General features: G+C 41.5%; 21 protein-coding genes. 11 read left to right on the top strand and 10 right to left on the bottom strand.

The features are described from left to right. Positions 1–40: 40 nt before the first annotated feature. The 3 genes from B9T33_RS00665 to B9T33_RS00655 all read right to left on the bottom strand — a co-directional run bounded on the left by B9T33_RS00665 (position 41) and on the right by B9T33_RS00655 (position 2,761). Positions 41–511 (bottom strand): transposase family protein, encoded by a 471-nt coding sequence (locus B9T33_RS00665; RefSeq protein WP_086177039.1) that lies wholly within the window; start codon positions 509–511, stop codon positions 41–43. Then, complete coding sequence (locus tag B9T33_RS00660) at positions 459–773, bottom strand: transposase family protein (protein ID WP_228145763.1); 315 nt, start codon at positions 771–773, stop codon at positions 459–461. Before B9T33_RS00660 ends, B9T33_RS00665 begins: the two co-directional genes overlap by 53 nt. A 275-nt stretch (positions 774–1,048) precedes the next feature. After that, positions 1,049–2,761 (bottom strand): electron transfer flavoprotein-ubiquinone oxidoreductase, encoded by a 1,713-nt coding sequence (locus B9T33_RS00655; protein ID WP_086177038.1) that lies wholly within the window; start codon positions 2,759–2,761, stop codon positions 1,049–1,051. A 194-nt stretch (positions 2,762–2,955) separates the two neighbouring features. On the opposite strand from B9T33_RS00655, the gene B9T33_RS00650 reads away from it, so the two are divergent. The 5 genes from B9T33_RS00650 to B9T33_RS00630 all read left to right on the top strand — a co-directional run bounded on the left by B9T33_RS00650 (position 2,956) and on the right by B9T33_RS00630 (position 7,404). Beyond that, a complete protein-coding gene (locus B9T33_RS00650; RefSeq protein WP_086177037.1) occupies positions 2,956–3,579 on the top strand; it encodes a DUF1285 domain-containing protein in 624 nt (207 codons plus the stop codon). Between the two features lie 47 nt (positions 3,580–3,626). After that, on the top strand, positions 3,627–4,505 hold the full coding sequence (gene murI / locus B9T33_RS00645; RefSeq protein ID WP_086177036.1) for a glutamate racemase: 879 nt from the start codon (positions 3,627–3,629) through the stop codon (positions 4,503–4,505). 124 nt (positions 4,506–4,629) lie between these two features. After that, positions 4,630–5,658: a DUF4062 domain-containing protein gene (locus tag B9T33_RS00640; protein WP_086177035.1), complete on the top strand. Its 1,029-nt coding sequence runs from the start codon at positions 4,630–4,632 to the stop codon at positions 5,656–5,658. Between the two features lie 65 nt (positions 5,659–5,723). Then, a complete protein-coding gene (gene hemH / locus B9T33_RS00635; protein ID WP_086177034.1) occupies positions 5,724–6,737 on the top strand; it encodes a ferrochelatase in 1,014 nt (337 codons plus the stop codon). A 22-nt stretch (positions 6,738–6,759) separates the two neighbouring features. Further along, positions 6,760–7,404 carry an MBL fold metallo-hydrolase gene (locus B9T33_RS00630; protein ID WP_086177033.1) on the top strand — a complete coding sequence of 215 codons (645 nt, stop codon included), beginning with the start codon at positions 6,760–6,762 and terminating at the stop codon, positions 7,402–7,404. A 74-nt stretch (positions 7,405–7,478) separates the two neighbouring features. Here B9T33_RS00630 and B9T33_RS00625 read toward each other — a convergent pair whose 3' ends face one another. Next, a complete protein-coding gene (locus tag B9T33_RS00625; RefSeq protein ID WP_086177032.1) occupies positions 7,479–7,664 on the bottom strand; it encodes a DNA gyrase inhibitor YacG in 186 nt (61 codons plus the stop codon). A gap of 83 nt (positions 7,665–7,747) precedes the next feature. Between B9T33_RS00625 and B9T33_RS00620 the strand changes: the two genes are divergently transcribed. The 3 genes from B9T33_RS00620 to B9T33_RS00610 all read left to right on the top strand — a co-directional run bounded on the left by B9T33_RS00620 (position 7,748) and on the right by B9T33_RS00610 (position 10,095). Next, positions 7,748–8,398 (top strand): SAM-dependent methyltransferase, encoded by a 651-nt coding sequence (locus B9T33_RS00620; RefSeq protein ID WP_171263548.1) that lies wholly within the window; start codon positions 7,748–7,750, stop codon positions 8,396–8,398. Between the two features lie 6 nt (positions 8,399–8,404). Further along, a complete protein-coding gene (locus B9T33_RS00615; protein ID WP_086177030.1) occupies positions 8,405–9,613 on the top strand; it encodes a TIGR03862 family flavoprotein in 1,209 nt (402 codons plus the stop codon). A gap of 77 nt (positions 9,614–9,690) precedes the next feature. After that, on the top strand, positions 9,691–10,095 hold the full coding sequence (locus B9T33_RS00610; protein ID WP_086177029.1) for a GFA family protein: 405 nt from the start codon (positions 9,691–9,693) through the stop codon (positions 10,093–10,095). A gap of 90 nt (positions 10,096–10,185) precedes the next feature. On the opposite strand, the gene B9T33_RS00605 is transcribed toward B9T33_RS00610, so the two are convergent. After that, on the bottom strand, positions 10,186–10,758 hold the full coding sequence (locus tag B9T33_RS00605; protein ID WP_086177028.1) for a hypothetical protein: 573 nt from the start codon (positions 10,756–10,758) through the stop codon (positions 10,186–10,188). A gap of 13 nt (positions 10,759–10,771) precedes the next feature. After that, positions 10,772–11,548, bottom strand: a complete 777-nt coding sequence (locus B9T33_RS00600; protein ID WP_086177027.1) for a class I SAM-dependent methyltransferase — start codon at positions 11,546–11,548, stop codon at positions 10,772–10,774. Positions 11,549–11,659: 111 nt separating this feature from the next. Here B9T33_RS00600 and B9T33_RS00595 point away from each other — a divergent pair, with 111 nt between their 5' ends. The 3 genes from B9T33_RS00595 to B9T33_RS00585 all read left to right on the top strand — a co-directional run bounded on the left by B9T33_RS00595 (position 11,660) and on the right by B9T33_RS00585 (position 14,308). Further along, a complete protein-coding gene (locus B9T33_RS00595; protein ID WP_086177026.1) occupies positions 11,660–12,931 on the top strand; it encodes a hypothetical protein in 1,272 nt (423 codons plus the stop codon). Positions 12,932–13,054: 123 nt separating this feature from the next. Next, a complete protein-coding gene (locus B9T33_RS00590) occupies positions 13,055–13,246 on the top strand; it encodes a hypothetical protein (RefSeq protein ID WP_171263540.1) in 192 nt (63 codons plus the stop codon). Positions 13,247–13,354: 108 nt separating this feature from the next. Beyond that, on the top strand, positions 13,355–14,308 hold the full coding sequence (locus tag B9T33_RS00585) for a 2-hydroxyacid dehydrogenase (RefSeq protein WP_086177024.1): 954 nt from the start codon (positions 13,355–13,357) through the stop codon (positions 14,306–14,308). Positions 14,309–14,497: 189 nt separating this feature from the next. On the opposite strand, the gene B9T33_RS00580 is transcribed toward B9T33_RS00585, so the two are convergent. The 4 genes from B9T33_RS00580 to B9T33_RS00565 form a co-directional block, all read right to left on the bottom strand. After that, on the bottom strand, positions 14,498–15,007 hold the full coding sequence (locus B9T33_RS00580) for a hypothetical protein (protein WP_086177023.1): 510 nt from the start codon (positions 15,005–15,007) through the stop codon (positions 14,498–14,500). 114 nt (positions 15,008–15,121) lie between these two features. Further along, a complete protein-coding gene (locus B9T33_RS00575; RefSeq protein ID WP_086177022.1) occupies positions 15,122–15,664 on the bottom strand; it encodes a hypothetical protein in 543 nt (180 codons plus the stop codon). Between the two features lie 213 nt (positions 15,665–15,877). Further along, positions 15,878–16,519 carry a hypothetical protein gene (locus tag B9T33_RS00570; protein WP_086177021.1) on the bottom strand — a complete coding sequence of 214 codons (642 nt, stop codon included), beginning with the start codon at positions 16,517–16,519 and terminating at the stop codon, positions 15,878–15,880. A gap of 348 nt (positions 16,520–16,867) precedes the next feature. Next, entirely contained in the window at positions 16,868–17,257 is a 390-nt protein-coding gene (locus tag B9T33_RS00565) for a hypothetical protein (RefSeq protein WP_086177020.1), read from the bottom strand. Positions 17,258–17,357 lie beyond the last annotated feature (100 nt).

Raw genomic sequence — 17,357 nt, 5'->3', positions numbered from 1 at the left:
ATGAATTTTTGGTATTTAAATAATAGACCTCTTTCATAAATCATTTTTTGCTCAGTTCCAAATTATAGATCCCAGCAATTAAATTGAATCTCAAACCCAGTCTTTTTCCTCTATTTCGATAACGCTCTGCAAGGATTTTGAAGGTTTTTAAGCTGCCAAATACATGCTCAATGCCGATTCGTCTTTTATTGATTTCTTGATTATAAGTTTTTAGCTCAGGATCTAGTTTACAACGTTTTTTTGCTTTTAACGGTAATAGGCTATGTGGATAAATCATATAAATTCCTTGATAACCTTTATCTGCAAGAACAAATGACTCTACAGGAATCTGATTTAAGTTACGTTTAAACAGTTCAAAATCATGTACTGCACCGCGACTACTACATAAACTGAGAATTTTCTGTGTTTTATAATGAATGATGGCCTGTACTTTGAAAGTATGTGCCTTTTTCTTGCCACTATAGCTTTTTTTCTGTTTTTTTAGGCCTTTGTATTGGAATCTCTGTGGCATCTACGATCACTACATTCCAATCTATACCTTCACCTTCAGGTAAATTTTTCGGTAAGTTAAATAGATTGGACTTAATTAGACAATCCTCCACATGACGGACAATTCTTGAAGCGGTGGGTTCTGACACGCCATAACTTATTGCGACATGAAACAAAGTTCGATATTCACGCCAATAACTTAAACATAGAAGAATCCGATCCTCTATGCTCAATTTGGGTGGCCTGCCTTTCACTAGAATATGCTTGCGCAATTGCTCAACCATTAAATAAAGGGTTGACCATGAGATGCCTGTGTATCGCTTAAACTGGGTTTCAGAAAGCTTCTTTGAATCAATGTATTTCATCCGCATATTATGCATGATAATTTAAGATTGTTTGGTACAGATAATCAGCAAAATGTAGATCGTTTTTTGATTTATGAAAGAGATCTAATATTTATAATTTAACTATTCAAATTTGACGAATTCTAACTTTGAATAAATTATTTTAACTGAGAATAAACCCGCACTCAGCGGGTTTATTTCAATCTCAAAAGAGATTACATATTAGGATAATTAGGACCACCGCCACCTTCCGGTGTTACCCAAGTGATGTTTTGAGACGGATCTTTAATATCACAGGTCTTACAGTGCACACAGTTCGCTGCGTTAATTTGGAAACGCTTAGAACCGTCGTTTTCTTCCATAATTTCATAAACACCAGCAGGGCAGTAGCGCTGCGCAGGCTCATCCCATTTTGGTAAGTTTACGTTTACAGGAATCGAGGCATCTGTCAGTTTCAAGTGCGCAGGTTGGTTCTCTTCGTGCACTGTATTTGATACGAATACTGAAGACAAACGGTCAAAAGTCAACTTGCCATCTGGTTTTGGATAATTCGGCTTGAAGTTTGCAGCATCAACAGTTTTCAATGCGCTGAAGTCAGGCTGTAAATCATGCAGTGTAAATGGAACTTTAAAGATGTTTTGATCGACAAAGTTGAATGCACCACCCATCCATTGACCAAATTTATGCATCGCAGGGCCAAAGTTGCGAGAGTTATATAACTCTTCTTTCAACCAGCTGTTATTAAATTTGTCTGTATAAGCCGTCAACTCTTTCGCGAAGAAGTCTTCACCTTCAGTCACACGAGCAATCGCTAAATCACCGCCTTTTTCTACACCCGCAGCAATCGCTTCAAATACTGCTTCACCGCACAGCATGCCTGATTTCATGGCTGTATGAGAGCCTTTGATCTTGGCAAAGTTTAGGAAACCAGCGTCATCACCAATTAAGCTACCACCCGGGAATGTGAATTTAGGCAGAGAGTTGAAACCACCTTTCACTACAGCACGTGCGCCATATGAAATACGTTTGCCACCTTCAATATATTGCTTGATCAGTGGATGCGTTTTCCAACGTTGCATTTCCATAAATGGATACATGTGTGGGTTGGTGTATGACAAGTCAACGATCATACCCAAAGTCACTTGGTTGTTTTCAGCGTGGTATAACCACCAGCCGCCTGAAGAACCTGTTTCAGCCAAAGGCCAACCTGCGCCGTGCATCACAAGACCTGGCTTGTGTTTAGCAGGGTCAATTTCCCACAATTCTTTAATACCAATACCGTAATGCTGCGGATCGGCATCTTTATCTAGATTGTATTGTGCGATTAAACGCTTACCAAGGTGACCACGGCAGCCTTCAGCAAATAAAGTATATTTCGCATGAAGTTCATAACCTGGAGTAAAGTTGTGCGTTGGTTCGCCATCTTTACCGATGCCCATATCACCTGTTTGAATGCCTTTCACTGAACCATCTGCATGGTACAGAATTTCAGAAGCAGCAAAGCCTGGGAAGATTGACACTTCAAGCTCTTCAGCTTTTGCACCTAACCAGCGAACGACGTTACCCAGTGAAATCACATAGTTGCCATCGTTATGCATGGTTTTTGGCACCATCCAATGAGGCGCTTCTTGTGATTTCTCATCAGACAACAAGAAGAAAGTTTTATCTTCAGTGACAGGCACATTTAATGGTGCACCTTGTTCTTTCCAGTCTGGGAACAATTCATTCATTGCGCGTGGCTCAAGCACAGCACCTGAAAGAATATGCGCACCCACTTCGGAGCCCTTTTCCACGACACAAACGGACAGATCGTTTAGGTTATTTTCAATTGCAAGTTGACGAATTTTAATCGCAGCAGATAGGCCGGCAGGACCTGCACCAACGATGACTACGTCAAACTCCATCGATTCACGTTCGATGTGTTCCATGTAGGACTCCTCATATTTCGGAAGGTGGCATCCATTTAACTCATTTAAATGGTGCTGCCATGAGTGTTCTTAATGCCCAGACACAATTTTTCTATCGTGTCTTTTATATTGTGGGCTAGTATAGTTTTAAACCGAGTTTTCGCCAATTGGCTGAATCATATTATTTTTCCGTCACTAAGGTATTTTTAAGGCGGATGAAGCAGCGATTGAATGAAAACCCGACGAAAAAAGTCATTAATAGGGATAATAGAAATTTAATGAACATTGCACAATACTTAAAAGTTGGACAGTCCGGTCACAAAAGGTCAATCCCTCCATTAGATCAATGGCATCCAAAGCATTGTGGGGCAATGGATTTGAAGATTTTAGCCAACGGAGAATGGTGGCACGATGGTCAATTGATCAAACGGCAAGCACTGATTGATCTGTTCTCAACGGTGCTTTGGAAAGAAGATGGAAAATTCTTTTTAAAAACCCCAGTAGAGCAAATTGAAATACAGGTGGAAGATGAGCCATTATTTGTCAATCAAGTCGATCGAATTGAACTTGACGGCAAATTTTATCTGCAACTCCAAACCAGTACACAAGATGTCATTATTGTCGATGAAGCGCATCCAATCTTTATGCGTCCTTATATTGCGGCAGATGGTACGGAAGAATTACGTCCTTATGTGCATGTCCGTTTTGGCATTAATGCGGTAATTCAACGTGCTGCGTTTTATCATTTGGTGGAAATGGGCGAGCTGCTTGAAAATGAGCAAGGTGAGTCGATTTTAGTGTTACAAAGTGGTGATTTGCACTTGAAATTAGGCACCTAAGGTTTAAGCTTTCCATCTTGTCATTCTGAATCTACAAAAGTGACCCTATGACCGCCATTCATCCCATTTACCCACTGAATGTACCCATGCCCAAAGCAGGTGCGGATGCGCCGATTGGTGTATTTGATTCAGGGATTGGCGGCTTGTCTGTGGCGCTCGAAATTGCCCAATATTTACCCAATGAGCGAATTGTCTATTTTGCCGATACTGCGCATGTCCCTTATGGTCCACGAGAAGATCAGGATATTCGTGCACTGACTGCCCATGCTATTGAATGGTTGTATCGTCAGGGCTGCAAAATTGCCGTGGTCGCATGTAACACCGCTTCAGCATTTAGTTTGGATTATTTGCGTGAACATTATGGTGAAAACTTTCCTATCATTGGTCTAGTTCCTGCTTTAAAACCTGCAGTATTACAGTCAAAAAGCAAAACCGTTGCCGTTCTAGCAACACCTGCGACCTTTCGAGGCAAATTGATTAAAGATGTCATGCAACGCTTTGCGGAGCCTGCAGGTGTAAATGTTTTGTCCGTAACCAATTTAAAATTGGTGCCATTTGTGGAAGCCGGTGAGCAGATGAGTGCGGCCTGTTTGCAGACATTAACTGAAATATTACAGCCAGTTGTTGATCAAGGCGCAGATTTTTTAGTACTCGGATGTACACATTACCCCTTCCTAAAATCGGCAATTCAGTATATTTTTGGTCAGAAGCTGACATTAATTGACTCTGGATTTGCGGTTGCGCGACAAACAGCCCGAATTTTGATTAAAAATGAGTTATTATTTGAGCATAAACGCGATGATTGCTTGAGTATTGAATGTTATGTCAGTGGTCATAATGCGGAAAGCTTAAAACCTGTGGTTGCGCGATTAATTCAAGATGAAACTATCACTTGGAAAATTGCCAACCTTGAGGCCTTAAGTTAAAAAATTGAAATCAGCCATTTGCACGATTTTAAATAAAAGAATTTATATCTATTGGGGGAGTCATGTTGTGCGTTTCGGAACTTATTAGGACTGAGCACAGCATGCAACGGGAAGAGGATCTCTAATGCTCGATAAGCGTTATCAAGTATTCATTTCCACATCTGGGGCAGAAATGCAGCCAGAACGGATCATATTGGCTCAGACTTTGGTTGGGATGGGCTTTTTTTCGTGGGGCCTTGAGCAACGCACACCCTTAAGTACTGCTTTCGCACGTCGTCAAATTGACGATTGTGATTATGTGGTGATTTTGTTGGGCAGTCATTACGGTGAACAATCGGTTTCGGGTGTGGGCTATATGCACCTTGAATATATTTATGCCGTGACTAAACAAAAGCCCGTGATTGTGTTTATGCATGAAGATCCAGATTCACGTGATCCTGCTTTACACGACAGTAAGCCTGAACTTAAAGAAAAATTTAAAGAATTCCGTAAATTACTTCAAAGCGAAGTCGATCAAGTTTTTAGTTATCGCACTTTACGTGACCTAGAAATGGCTGTTCGTTTGAATATGCCCCAAATGTTGGAGCGTTATCCTGTCACGGGGTGGGTACGACCACAAAACACGCAAGCCTTACATGACGAAATTGATCGCTTAAAAGCAAAATTGGTCCAACTCGAAACTGAATCTGGTAAACGCGAAGTCGATCCTTTCTTGTCATTACCGAAAGTATCTATGCATGAAGTTTTTGCTTTTGAATATCGCATGCATGCCTACCAAGATGGTAATTTCAAAGAACTTAAAGTACATAAAAAGATGACTTGGGCGCAGTTACTGTCGATTTTAGGCTCGACTTTTGTCAATCCAACCCCAGAAGAATTCTTTTCCAAACGTATGAACGAATATCTCAATGAAACAGGTTTGGATGATGCACGCGTGGATATGCCGCGGGCACATGCTGTAGCTCGTGCTCAAGTGAATATACGTGCATTGCACAGCATTAAAAGTCAGATGCGCCAAAATGATTGGATTGTACCGAATGGTCGAGATGACCGTCAGCGGATGTTGTGGCAAGTGACCAGTAAAGGTCAAAAATTGCTTGAAAGTAATTTGTTAGATAATGATCGGGTTTTTCAATTTAAAACTGTATATTAATCTGTTTTAAATAATTGCATAAAAGCTGCTACATTAGCGTCATTCAAATTGATGGAAAAAGCATAATGTTGTCTGCCGAAAAAGCTAAAGTCACCATTATTCTGGCAAACTTGGGCACCCCTGATGCGCCTACGGTGCCCTCTGTACGCCGTTTTTTACAACAGTTTTTGTCCGATCAACGGGTCATCGAAATCCCGAAACCGATTTGGCAGCTGATTTTACGGTTATTTATTTTGCCGTTTCGTCCGAAGCGTGTTGCACATGCTTATGAAATGGTTTGGAACAATGATTCACCCATGCGTGAAATCTTGCTAGAGCAAGTTGCCGCAGTGAAAAGCCATTTAACCCAAGCATATCCTGAGTTTGAGCTGAATGTGATTCCAGCGATGACCTATGGTAATCCGGGTATTTCAGAAGCATTAAGTGCTTTGGCGGCAGACCCACAAGACCATATTTTATTATTTCCTTTATTTCCACAATACTCAGCCACTTCAACCGCACCTTTGTATGATGCCTTGGCAAAATGGATTCCACAGCAACGCAATTTGCCGGGTCTAAGCATTATTCGTGACTATTATCAGCATCCAGTCTTTATTCAGGCCTTGGCACAAAGTGTGCGTGACTATCAGGCGGAGCATGGTGTAGCAGATAAATTACTCATGTCATTTCATGGCATTCCGCAGCCCTATGCCGATAAAGGCGACCCCTATGCAGATCGCTGCCGTATTACAGGTCACTTAGTGGCAGCAGCTTTAGGTTTAACTGAAGATCAATATGAAATCAGTTTCCAGTCGCGCTTTGGTAAGCAAGAGTGGGTTAAGCCTTATACTGACGCCACATTAGAGGCGTGGGCTAAGCAAGGAATAAAATCGGTACAGGTCATGAGTCCTGCATTTTCTGCTGATTGCTTAGAAACCTTAGAAGAACTAGCCTTACAAAATGCTGAAATTTTTCAGTCGGCAGGTGGCGGTCAGTATGGTTATATTCCTGCCTTAAATGCACGTGAAGATCATGTCGCATTGCTCAATTTATTACTTCAAGCTAATCTTGATGCCTTAAAGCAAACATTAGCCCATTAAACGCATTGAGGTTTTTCGCCATATGTTGCAAGTTAAAATCGTACCCGTCACGGCATTTCAGCAAAATTGTTCAATTGTCTGGGACTCTGAATCGAAAGAGGCCATTTTGATTGATGCAGGTGGTGAGCCTGAAAAATTAAAAGCGGAAGTGGAAGCACTCGGTTTAACAGTAAAAGCATTATGGCTGACCCATGGTCATTTGGATCATGCAGGGGCTGTGGGTGCATTGACTCAAGTATGGGATGTACCTGTAGTGGGGCCGCATAAAGAAGACGCGTTTTGGCTCGACATGATTCAAGACGTATCTGCGAAATATGGTTTTCCGATTCCTGAAAATGTTCATGTGACACAGTGGCTGGAAGGTGGCGAAACTTTAAAATTGGGTGAAGAAGAGTTTGAAGTGCGCTTTGCACCGGGGCATACACCGGGACATGTGATGTTCTATAACGCCAAGTATGGTGTGTTATGGACAGGGGATGTGCTGTTTAAAGGCTCGATCGGTCGAACCGACTTCCCGCGTGGTAATCATCAACAGCTCCTTGATTCGATTCAACGTGAATGCTTTAGCTTGCCCGATGAAACGCAATTTATTTCAGGTCATGGCCCAATGAGTACCATCGGCTTTGAAAAGCAGCATAATCCATTTGTTGCAGGTAAAGCAGGTTAATTGATATAGCTTGCCAGATATAGAAAAACGAAAGGTCTACAGATGTAGACCTTTTTTATGACGTTTAGCAGGTTTTAGTATTGATCTTCCTCTCGACCACCGTCCGCTTGCGGTGCATCTTGCGTCGGAAGGCGATATTCGTCATTTGCCCATGCCCCTAAATCAATAACTTTACAGCGCTCTGAACAAAAAGGACGATATTCATTATTTTCCCAAGTGGTCAGTTTGCCGCAGCGTGGGCAATTCGTGGTGGTGGGCATGGTCAACTCCAACAAAAATGGATGATTCAATTAGGCAAAAACAGTCGTAGTTGTTAGACTTGTGCCGTTCTGTTTAGTTTGATCTGTTTATGCCTATTCGTCAATTTCAAGCGCAGCGTATGCATGCTCCCCGTGACTTTCAATCGATCCAGCCGACGCCTGTGTGTGTCGAGATTGGTGCTGGTAAAGGCAAACATGCCTTATTATTTTCAGGGACTCATCCTGAGTTTGATTTGATTGCGGTGGAACGCACCCGTGAAAAATTTTTGGCGATGCAGAAACAGCATGAAATTGAAGGGCAGCCAAATTTAACCGCGGTGCATGCAGATGCTTTGCCGTGGGTGGTACATGCTTTATATCCTGCTCAAGTACAACAGTTTTTTATTTTGTACCCGAACCCAGAGCCGCATAATCCTGCACAGCGTTGGTTAAATATGCCGTTCTTTGAGTTTTTGTTATCGCGTTTGCAGCCGGGTGGACAAATTACTTTGGCGAGTAATATCCCTGAATATATTGAGGAAGCACAGCAGCAGTTGATTGGTGTATGGAAACTGCCGTTTGTCAAAGAAAAAATAGCAGCAACCTCGGCACGTACACATTTTGAAATTAAGTATCTAGAACGTGGTGAACTGTGTCAGCAGTTGATCATTACCAAGCCTGTAGATTACACCACACGTTTTGATGATTTTCAGCCTTTATTGGGGCAAAACCCAGCAGCGCAAAATGCGGAATAAATCAGCATGACACAGCGCGTTGCAATTATTGGTGCAGGCCCTGCGGGTTTAATGGCAGCAGAGGTCTTGAGCCAATATGACTATGAAATTCATGTCTATGAGCAAAAGCCATCAGCGGCACGTAAATTTCTCATGGCGGGTAAAACAGGTCTGAACATTTCCCATGCAGAACCTCTTGAGCAATTTGTACAGCGCTATGACCAAGTTGAATGGTTATCGCCGTGGGTGAAACAATGGGATGCCAAGTGGATTCAGCAGTGGATGCAAGACCTTGGCATTGAAACTTATATCGGTTCATCAGGTCGGGTCTTTCCGATTGAGATGAAAGCCGCACCTTTACTGCGAGCATGGCTTAAGCGTTTAGCTGCGCACGGCATTCAATTTCATTATCGGCATCAAGTGTTAAATTTGCAGCAGAATGAACTACAGATTCAAAGTTTGCTTGAAGGGCAGCAGCCTGCGACTGAAACTTTTGATGCGATTGTGCTGGCATGTGGTGCAGTGTCTTGGTCAAAACTCGGCAGTGATGGCGCATGGCAAAAATGGTTGGATACAGACAGCATCGAGCCATTTCAAGCCAGTAATGCAGGTGTTGAACTGTCATGGTCGAAGTTTATGCAGCCCGTCTTTGGTCAGCCCTTAAAGCGGGTCGATGCATGGGTGGCAGATTCAGTTCGCACTCAAGGCGATATTGTGATTTCGCATTATGGACTGGAAAGTGGTTTGATTTATAAGCAAGGGCGCGCACTGCGTCAACAAGTGCGAGAGGGGACGGCGCTACAGTTTTTTCTTGATCTTTTGCCCGATCAAACGCTTGAGCAATTGAGCCAGAAATTACAACCGTCAAAGAAACAATCCTTAAGCAATGTTTGGCGCAAAGCAGGTCTGGATACGGCAAAATCAGCTTTGGTTCGTGAGTTGGTGGATAAAGCACTTTGGCACGATGCCGCTGCCTTAGCCCAAGAGATTAAACAGTTAAAAATCGTTATTCATGGATTTCGCCCAATTGAAGAAGCCATTAGCTGTGCAGGTGGCGTAAAGCGTGAAGCATTAACCTCGTACTTACAACTAAAGAGCAATCCTGCGGTTTTCCTCTGTGGTGAAATGCTCGATTGGGATGCGCCTACAGGCGGCTATTTGTTGACAGCATGTATGGCAACAGGGCGTGCGGCAGGTGAAGGTGTGCATCAAACCTTAAGGACGAAACACACTTAAAACTGCAAATTGTCACATTGCTTTTCAGTGCTTGTGCTATGTTAATTTTCAATTCAAACCAAGAATGAAAAATAATCATGCATGCACAACAATATACTGGCAGCTGTTTATGTGGGGCAGTGTGCTATGAAATTAATGGTCCCATTGGCGATCTGGTGAAATGTCATTGTTCACGCTGTCGTAAAGCCAATGGCACAGCTTATGCCACCAATGCCCCGATTGCCAAAGCTGATTTTAAAATTGTGGCGGGTGAACAATATTTAAAAAAATATGCCTCAACGGCGACCACACAGCGTTGTTTTTGTAGCGAATGTGGTTCGCCCATTATCAGTATTAAAGCGGAAACACCCGATTTTTATCGACTGCGTATCGGCACTTTGGATACACCTTTAACCCAAAAGCCGAGTTGTCATATTTTTGTGGGTTCTAAGGCAGAGTGGGATGAAATTTGTGATGACTTACCACAGCATGAACGACCTTAAGTCGAATAAATAAAAAAGGGTTCATGATGTGAACCCTTTTTAAATAGCGCTATTTCAATGAGTAACAATCAATGATTTAAAAGGACTGTTTTAGGGTTGCTTGGGCTTTTTCAGCTCAGGATATTGCTCTTGCCAATGCCCCAATTGCTCTTGGGCATGGATAAATTGACCTAAACCTTTGACCGCATCGCTAGAATTTTTTAATTCACCATCTGCAGATTGCTTTTTCTCAGCATAAATTTTGGCTTGATTGTCCCAATAGTTGTACATCAAAGTTTGAATATAGCGCCCTTGCTCAGTTTTCATTTCCAGTTCTTTGAGCATACTCAGCGCAGACTGAATATTGTCACGCTTACGCTGTGTGGCAAATTCGTCAGTCAATTTGCCTTCATCACGCAGTTTCATTAACTCATCTTCCATCTCGTCACTGATTTGGCTAAAGCTTTCGTCATACTGTGTCAACAAAGTTAAATCATGCAAATCGTCTGGAGTTTTTGCAAATTCCTTTACAGGGTCTGCATTTAACTCTTTCATGATTTGATCATCTGCCGTAATTTCCTGATTTTGCTCAGTGCTTTCTGACGATTTTTGGCAGGCAGTTAAACCCAGTGCAGCCCCAAGCATGCAGACTAGACTCAATTTTTTAAAAGGATATGAGATCATTTTGTTGTGATTCCTAATTTAATTTTTTATACACGTAAACGTGAGTGATATACGGAAAATCGATGAGATCTTGAGTTTGCTTTTGCGTGTAGTCAGCCACAATTTTTTCAAATTGCTGTTTCAGCTCGTGTTGCTCTGCTTTGGGTAGGGCGGCAATAAAGCTGGTTGAAAGAAAGCGATTAGAAACAACTTGTTCCACTGTACCATGATGTACTTGTGCGAATGTGGTTTCGGCTAATAATTTAAATTGTTGTTGCTGTTCAAACACTTTTTGCCATTGCCCTGAGTGATATCGCGGTGTGTCACCTTCAAATTGGCTGAGCACATCCGCCAGTGCAGCGACCCAATCAACTCGGATATCACGTTGGTTCCACACCAAAACCAGAGCACCATCAGGTTGTAACAAACGGTGAATTTCATTTAAGGTGTCAGCATTGGCAAACCAATGAAAAGACTGTGTACAAAAGATCGCATCAATACTTTGATCTGGTAATAAGATTTGATCACTACGTGCTGCTAAAGTTTTAATATTTGGGTGTTTTTTTTGAAGTTGTTGTAACATTTCAGCCACAGGTTCAACTGCGATAATATTTTCACTCAAAGCTTTGAGATAATTTAAAAACTTACCCGTGCCTGAGCCTAAATCGAGCACATGGTTATGTACGGGTAATTTTAGGAGTTGTTTTAACCAAGGTGTAATCGCTTCAGGATAATCCGGACGAACCTGTTGATACAGTTCAGCAGCTGAACTAAAACCCTGTTGTGCGGCAGGATGTATGGATTGTGTCATATTCTGCTCTTTTTAATCTGTATGGTCTCTATAAAATAGCATATTCGTAGCAATGAAAATTTTAAACCACAAGGAAGGGAAGGCGTGACGCAAGGACTGGAGCAAACGGTAATGGAAAAGCAGATTATTTTTGAAGATGATCAGATTCGGGTGATTTACCAACCGGGAAGTTCGAATGAGCTGATTTTTTCATTTGGTGATCTGATTACCCGTGCGAAAGGCTTGAGCATCAATGCTGAGAAGTCATTGCAAAAGTATGATTTTAATGTGATTGGTATCATGCCAAAGCAAAAGTCGTGGTTTCCAGCAGCATCCATGCAACAAATGTTTGAGGCGTTGCAGCCGATCTTGGCACAGTTCAAAACACGTATTGCCTACGGTGGTTCGATGGGTGGCTATGCGGCGATTAAATATGCCAATTTATTTGATTTTCAGCGTGTGGTGAGTATGGTGCCACAATATTCGATTGATCCTGAGGATATTGTCGATACACGCTATGGCATGTTCTTTCAGCCGACTTTAAATGCCAATATGCGCATCGAGGCTGAGGATATATCCGCAGAACGTGAATACATCGTGGTATATGACCCGTATTGCCCTGAAGATCGTGCACATTTTGAAAAGCTGCAAATACTCATTCCACACCTTAAAGTTTTGAATCTGCCATTTACGGGACATGATGCGATTGCAGTTTTAGCGAGTTCAGAATTACTCAATGATTTTCTAAGACATCCTTTTGATGCATCGTATTTTTATCAAAAAATGCGTCGAGTGAAGAAAAACAGTAAATTTTACTATCGTAAAGTCATTGAAAATTTATTATCACGCCATCGTTTGGCCTTAGGGCAAATTTTAAAAAATAACCAGTTTCAGCTCGACCCTCAGTTTTTTGATGCCAAGCAAAAGCAGACGCTGCTGCGTGCATTATTTAATAATAAGCAGGTCAGTGAACAAGATTTAAATAAATTAGGCATCACCACGTTCATGCCGCAGGACAATCGCAATTTATTGCTCGACCAATATGCGCATGGTCTGGTATTCAATGTGATTAGTCAAAAAATTGAATGCTATGCGGCAGGTGTGATTGCTTTAAATCATAAGTTCTTGATCCCGCTTCAAGCCAAAGGCACGGGAGTGGTTATAGTTCAAATCCAAGATGAACGTTATATGGTGGTGATGAATGATCGCCAAGTGATGAAACTGGTCTTACCTCAAGATGAGTTATCCAGTGGTATGCATCCCATCTACATGCAGAAATATACCCAATATTACACATTAAACTATAAGCAATTACTGCTCAGTAGTGATGAATTTGGACAAGTCTTTTTTGTTGAAAATGCATCGGAAGATACCCAGTTTGTGATTCAGCCAGAGCAAAATTAAAGTAGATTTGTGCCTAAAATGCGGAAGCTTGCTTATTTTCTATAAGGGCATATGATGGTACGAAAGCAGTATAATAATTATACATGCTGTTCAAACTTCATAAGGAAAATGAGGGGTTTCAGTATGCAATCTAAGCAGATGCTTGCTGTCTTATTCGTGCTTATGCTGGGCAACTCACAAGCCTATGCACAGGGTGTCAGTTCAACCGTCCTCGTGTTTAGTAGTGGAATGATGGTGTTGGCTGGATTGACTGTATATGTCATTCTTAAAATTCGAAGCTCACTCCGAAATCATCTCGATAGACCCGCAAAATAGCGGGTTTTTTAATAGCGGGTTATTCGTATTAAATTATTGAAATTGATCTGTTTAAGCGTTTTAATGAGCTGATTATAAAGTAGAAAAGTGTACTAAAAGGACAGAGGCATGAAAGCAGTATTTCTTGATTATGAATCATTGGAGAAAAACGATTTAGATTTTAGTGCTTTGCATGCACAGTTTGATGAGCTGACTTTACATGCGGCAACACAGCCCGAACAGGTGCTGGAACGTGTGCAGCAGGCGGATGTGATCATCACCAATAAAGTACTGATTCCCGCTGAGGTAATGCAGCAGTGCTCACAGCTGAAACTGATTTTAATATCTGCCACAGGCACCAACAATGTTGACCTTGTGCAAGCACGTGAACAGGGCATTGTGGTGTGTAACTGTCAGGGCTATGGCACATCGGCCGTGGCGCAGCATACTTTGATGCTGATGCTGAATTTAGCGACCTCTTTTCGTCAATACGACCACGCTGTGCAGCAAGGTGAATGGAATAAAGCCAACCAATTTTGCTTACTTGATTTTCCGATTATTGAACTGGCTGGCAAGACCTTGGGCATTGTCGGTTATGGCGAATTGGGCAAAGCTGTTGCACATTTGGCGCAGGCCTTTGGCATGAAAATTATGATTGGCGCATTGCCAAATCGACCGATGGTGGCTGAACGTGTGGCCTTTGCAGAGCTGCTGCCACAAGTAGATTTTTTGAGTTTACATTGTCCTTTAACTGATGAGACGCGTGATTTACTCGACAGCGCAGCATTTTCACAAATGAAACCATCTGCTTTTGTGATTAACTGTGCACGTGGTGGCATTGTCAATGAACAGGCCTTAGCGAATGCTTTAAAGTCAGGTCAAATTGCGGGTGCGGCAACTGATGTATTAACCGTTGAACCGCCGAAAGATGGCAATGTGCTCTTAGACAGTTCAATCCCTAATTTAATCATTAGCCCGCATTGCGCGTGGGGCAGTGTCGATGCACGTCAGCGCATCGTGCAGCAAATGGTGGAAAATCTAGACGCTTTTAAAGCGGGCATGGCAATTCGTCAGGTGAATTAGAATTTAGCTTTAATAAAATGATCTTTAATAAAGCTTCATTTGAATAGGGATGCGTATGCAGGCCGATCTTGCCAACAAAAAGTGTTTAAGATTATTCTTCATCGTTAGGCTTTCTTCGATACCTAAACTCTAGTTGCTGAAATTTAGGTATTCGTTAGGCAGGATATAGCGAATACGTAAAGGTAGTTTCTAGCAATTTTTCCACCATTTGGCATTGAAATGCTTTTCAAGTTGATAAAGTTCAAGTTGGGTCTTGATATTGTTTGGCATCATAATTCTTAAATAGCTTTTTTCGAGTTTAAACGGATCTTTAGTGTCTGGCTCGGCATAATAACCACCATTGGGATAAGTCGAATAAGTTTCATAGGCACGTAAAATGCGATCGTGATGAAAATAAAAACTGGTGAGTAATTGATAAGATTCACCAAAAATATACAAGTTGATTTTACATTGGCCATCAAGTTGGTACAACGTTGCTTCATTGCCTTCAATGGATTTGTATTCTTCGTCTTCTAACATTTCCACAGTTTGCAATAGTTTGCCTTCAGCATCGTGGTTATATGTGGACGCGTTGTACTGTTGTGGAAAAAGTTGTGCCAGTTGTGGATAAGTTTCCAGCAACTGTGGAAAACGTTGTAAGCCGATTAAAGCTGCAATACTCAGGCAAATTCCTAGAATTAAACCAAAAATGATTCTCATGATTTTCTCGTTATTGGGTTTTTATTGTGTGAATTTTATAAAGAAATAAGTTTTTATTTTAGTCGATAGACAACAGCCCAACCGAAGTTGGGCTGTTGTAATTTTAAAAATCTCTTATAAATCAGTCACTGGATAAGTCGTTGAACCTGAACTCGATGGATTGGTGCTTTGTGGGTATTGGTTGCTATTTTGTCCTGAGTTTTGACTTGGTGCTGGATTGTATTGATTCCCTGAAGATGGCTCACTCAAAGATTGCTGCGTAATGGGCGCAGGGTTACTGGATTTGCCTGTAATACGTTCACGGGTATCTTTTAATTTTTCATTTACATTTTGTGTGACTTGCTGCGCGCCTTGATCGACTTGTTGCACGGTATTGTTGGTCATGCTTTTAGTATTGTCCCAAGCCTGATCGACTGAAGGCTTGATTTTAGATACGCCACGTTCAGCTAGTTCACCTAAATTTTTTGCAGCACCGACCACACCTTCTTGGGTTTTATAGGCCCACACATGCAACAAATTTGGGTTATCGCCGTATGGTGCAACCAATGGCTTCGCAGGAGTCTCTGCATTTTGTTGAGCCGTATTTGTATCTGCCCAAAGCGAAGGTGCAGCTAAAGTTAGACTTAAACATAGCGTTGCTTTCAATGAATTCTTCACAGCTTCACCTCTGTATTTTATAGATTTTCTATCTGATGAATGGTTTTAACGCATTATAGGAAAAAACGGAACAGAAAAAAGCCAAGGTAGCAAAATCAATACAGCAACTGACAGCTTTCTACACGTTTGCCACTTGTACGTCATCCATAAAAAAGGCTCACCGTAGTGAGCCTCCTCTCTGGAGGGAGAGTTATAGAAAGCCTTGAGTGTCAGTTATTTATGTGAACCTACAGCAGCATCGTGTGAGCTATGGATTTGTGCTTCAGCGACAGGAGTATTTAACTCTGTTTGACTACTTCCGCTGATGTTGGTTTGTTGACCTTTTTGAAAGTTATCTTTCGTTTGCTGCCATTTTTCACTGGCAAATTGGCGGCTTTGATCTGTTTTTTCACCTAAATAGCTTTTGGTTTGGTCAATTTTGTTGTCAACTTTGTCTTTACGTTGGTCGAATTTAGCTTTGTCTTTTGCTGCTTTTTCATCGAGCTGTGCTTTACGTTCATCTAGCTTGGCTTTGTTTTGTTCAGCTTTGGCATCAATTTTAGCCTTTGATGCTTCGGTCTTTTCATCTTTAGACTGTTTTAGTTCAGCCCATTTGTCTTTGGCATCTTGCTTTTTGTCGGCACTAAAGGCTTTGGTGTCTTGCCATTTTTCTTGGGTAAATGTTTTGGTCTTATCGACGCCTTTTTCAATTTTGTCACCTGCTTTTTGCGCAGTTTGATTTAAGTCTTGTTTTAGGTTTTGAACGGCATTGGGCTGCTGAACCTCAGCTTTGGCTTCGACTGCCGTGTTGGCAAAGAGCGGTGTTGTTGCAAATAGGGCTGCGGTAATCAGTGTCGTTTTAAATAAAGGTTTCATCTTTAAAATAATCCTCATTATTGAACTCGGCTGTTGCACTCAGCGCTTGGGAGATTGGACAGCAGCCATAGTAGGAGGATATTTCTGGGAAATGTGCTTTTGTGTCTGAATATGCACAATGTACAAACAGGCTAGATACGGGGCAGGATGAAATGTAGAGCAAGCGTTAATGTAACGCAGAAATGTAAGTTTATGAAAATATAGTCAGTATTCTGTCGTGGCTAAGTAGTCGGGCAGTTGTTAGATTTACCAATTTCATAAATGAAATGCAGCAATAAATGTAGAGAAGTAGCGAAATTTTTATAGGAATAAAACCATACCTAAAATTTTAGGTATGGTTTGTAAGTTTTATTCACACTGAGCAAGTGCATCTTTGGCAAAATGACCACGTAATGCAAGGAAGTTCTTCTGTACATCTGCTGCATTTAGGTCAAAATTGTGCGCTGAACTTGTACCGTCTTTGGCAAAAGTTGCAGTACCGCCTGAAATTAGCGTAAAGCCTTTAAATGACCATTGTTCGACAGATTTTGCTTCTGCTAGATTGCCAGTAAATTCAATCACGCATTTATCGACAAATTTAGTGAGTTTCGCTTTGTTGTCTGTTGTATCTGGATAGACATCAATATTTTGGACTTCTTGTAATACACCAGTTTCGAGTTGTGGAATTGTTGGTGTAGATGTACATGCAGAAAGGGCGATACCCGCAAGACCAGTCAAAATGAATGCTTTCAATTTCATAAGTTTCTTTCTTGTTGAGTGTTGTTTAGTCGAGTATAGGCAAATGATGAAATATTGGCTATAGATTTAAGTCTTAAGGTGTGGTTTAAAGTGTGTAAGC

The sequence above is a fragment of the Acinetobacter sp. ANC 5054 genome (assembly GCF_002135295.1).
GTDB lineage: Bacteria > Pseudomonadota > Gammaproteobacteria > Pseudomonadales > Moraxellaceae > Acinetobacter.
Note: the sequence above shows the minus strand (reverse complement) of the source record. Positions and strands in the feature narration are given on the sequence as shown.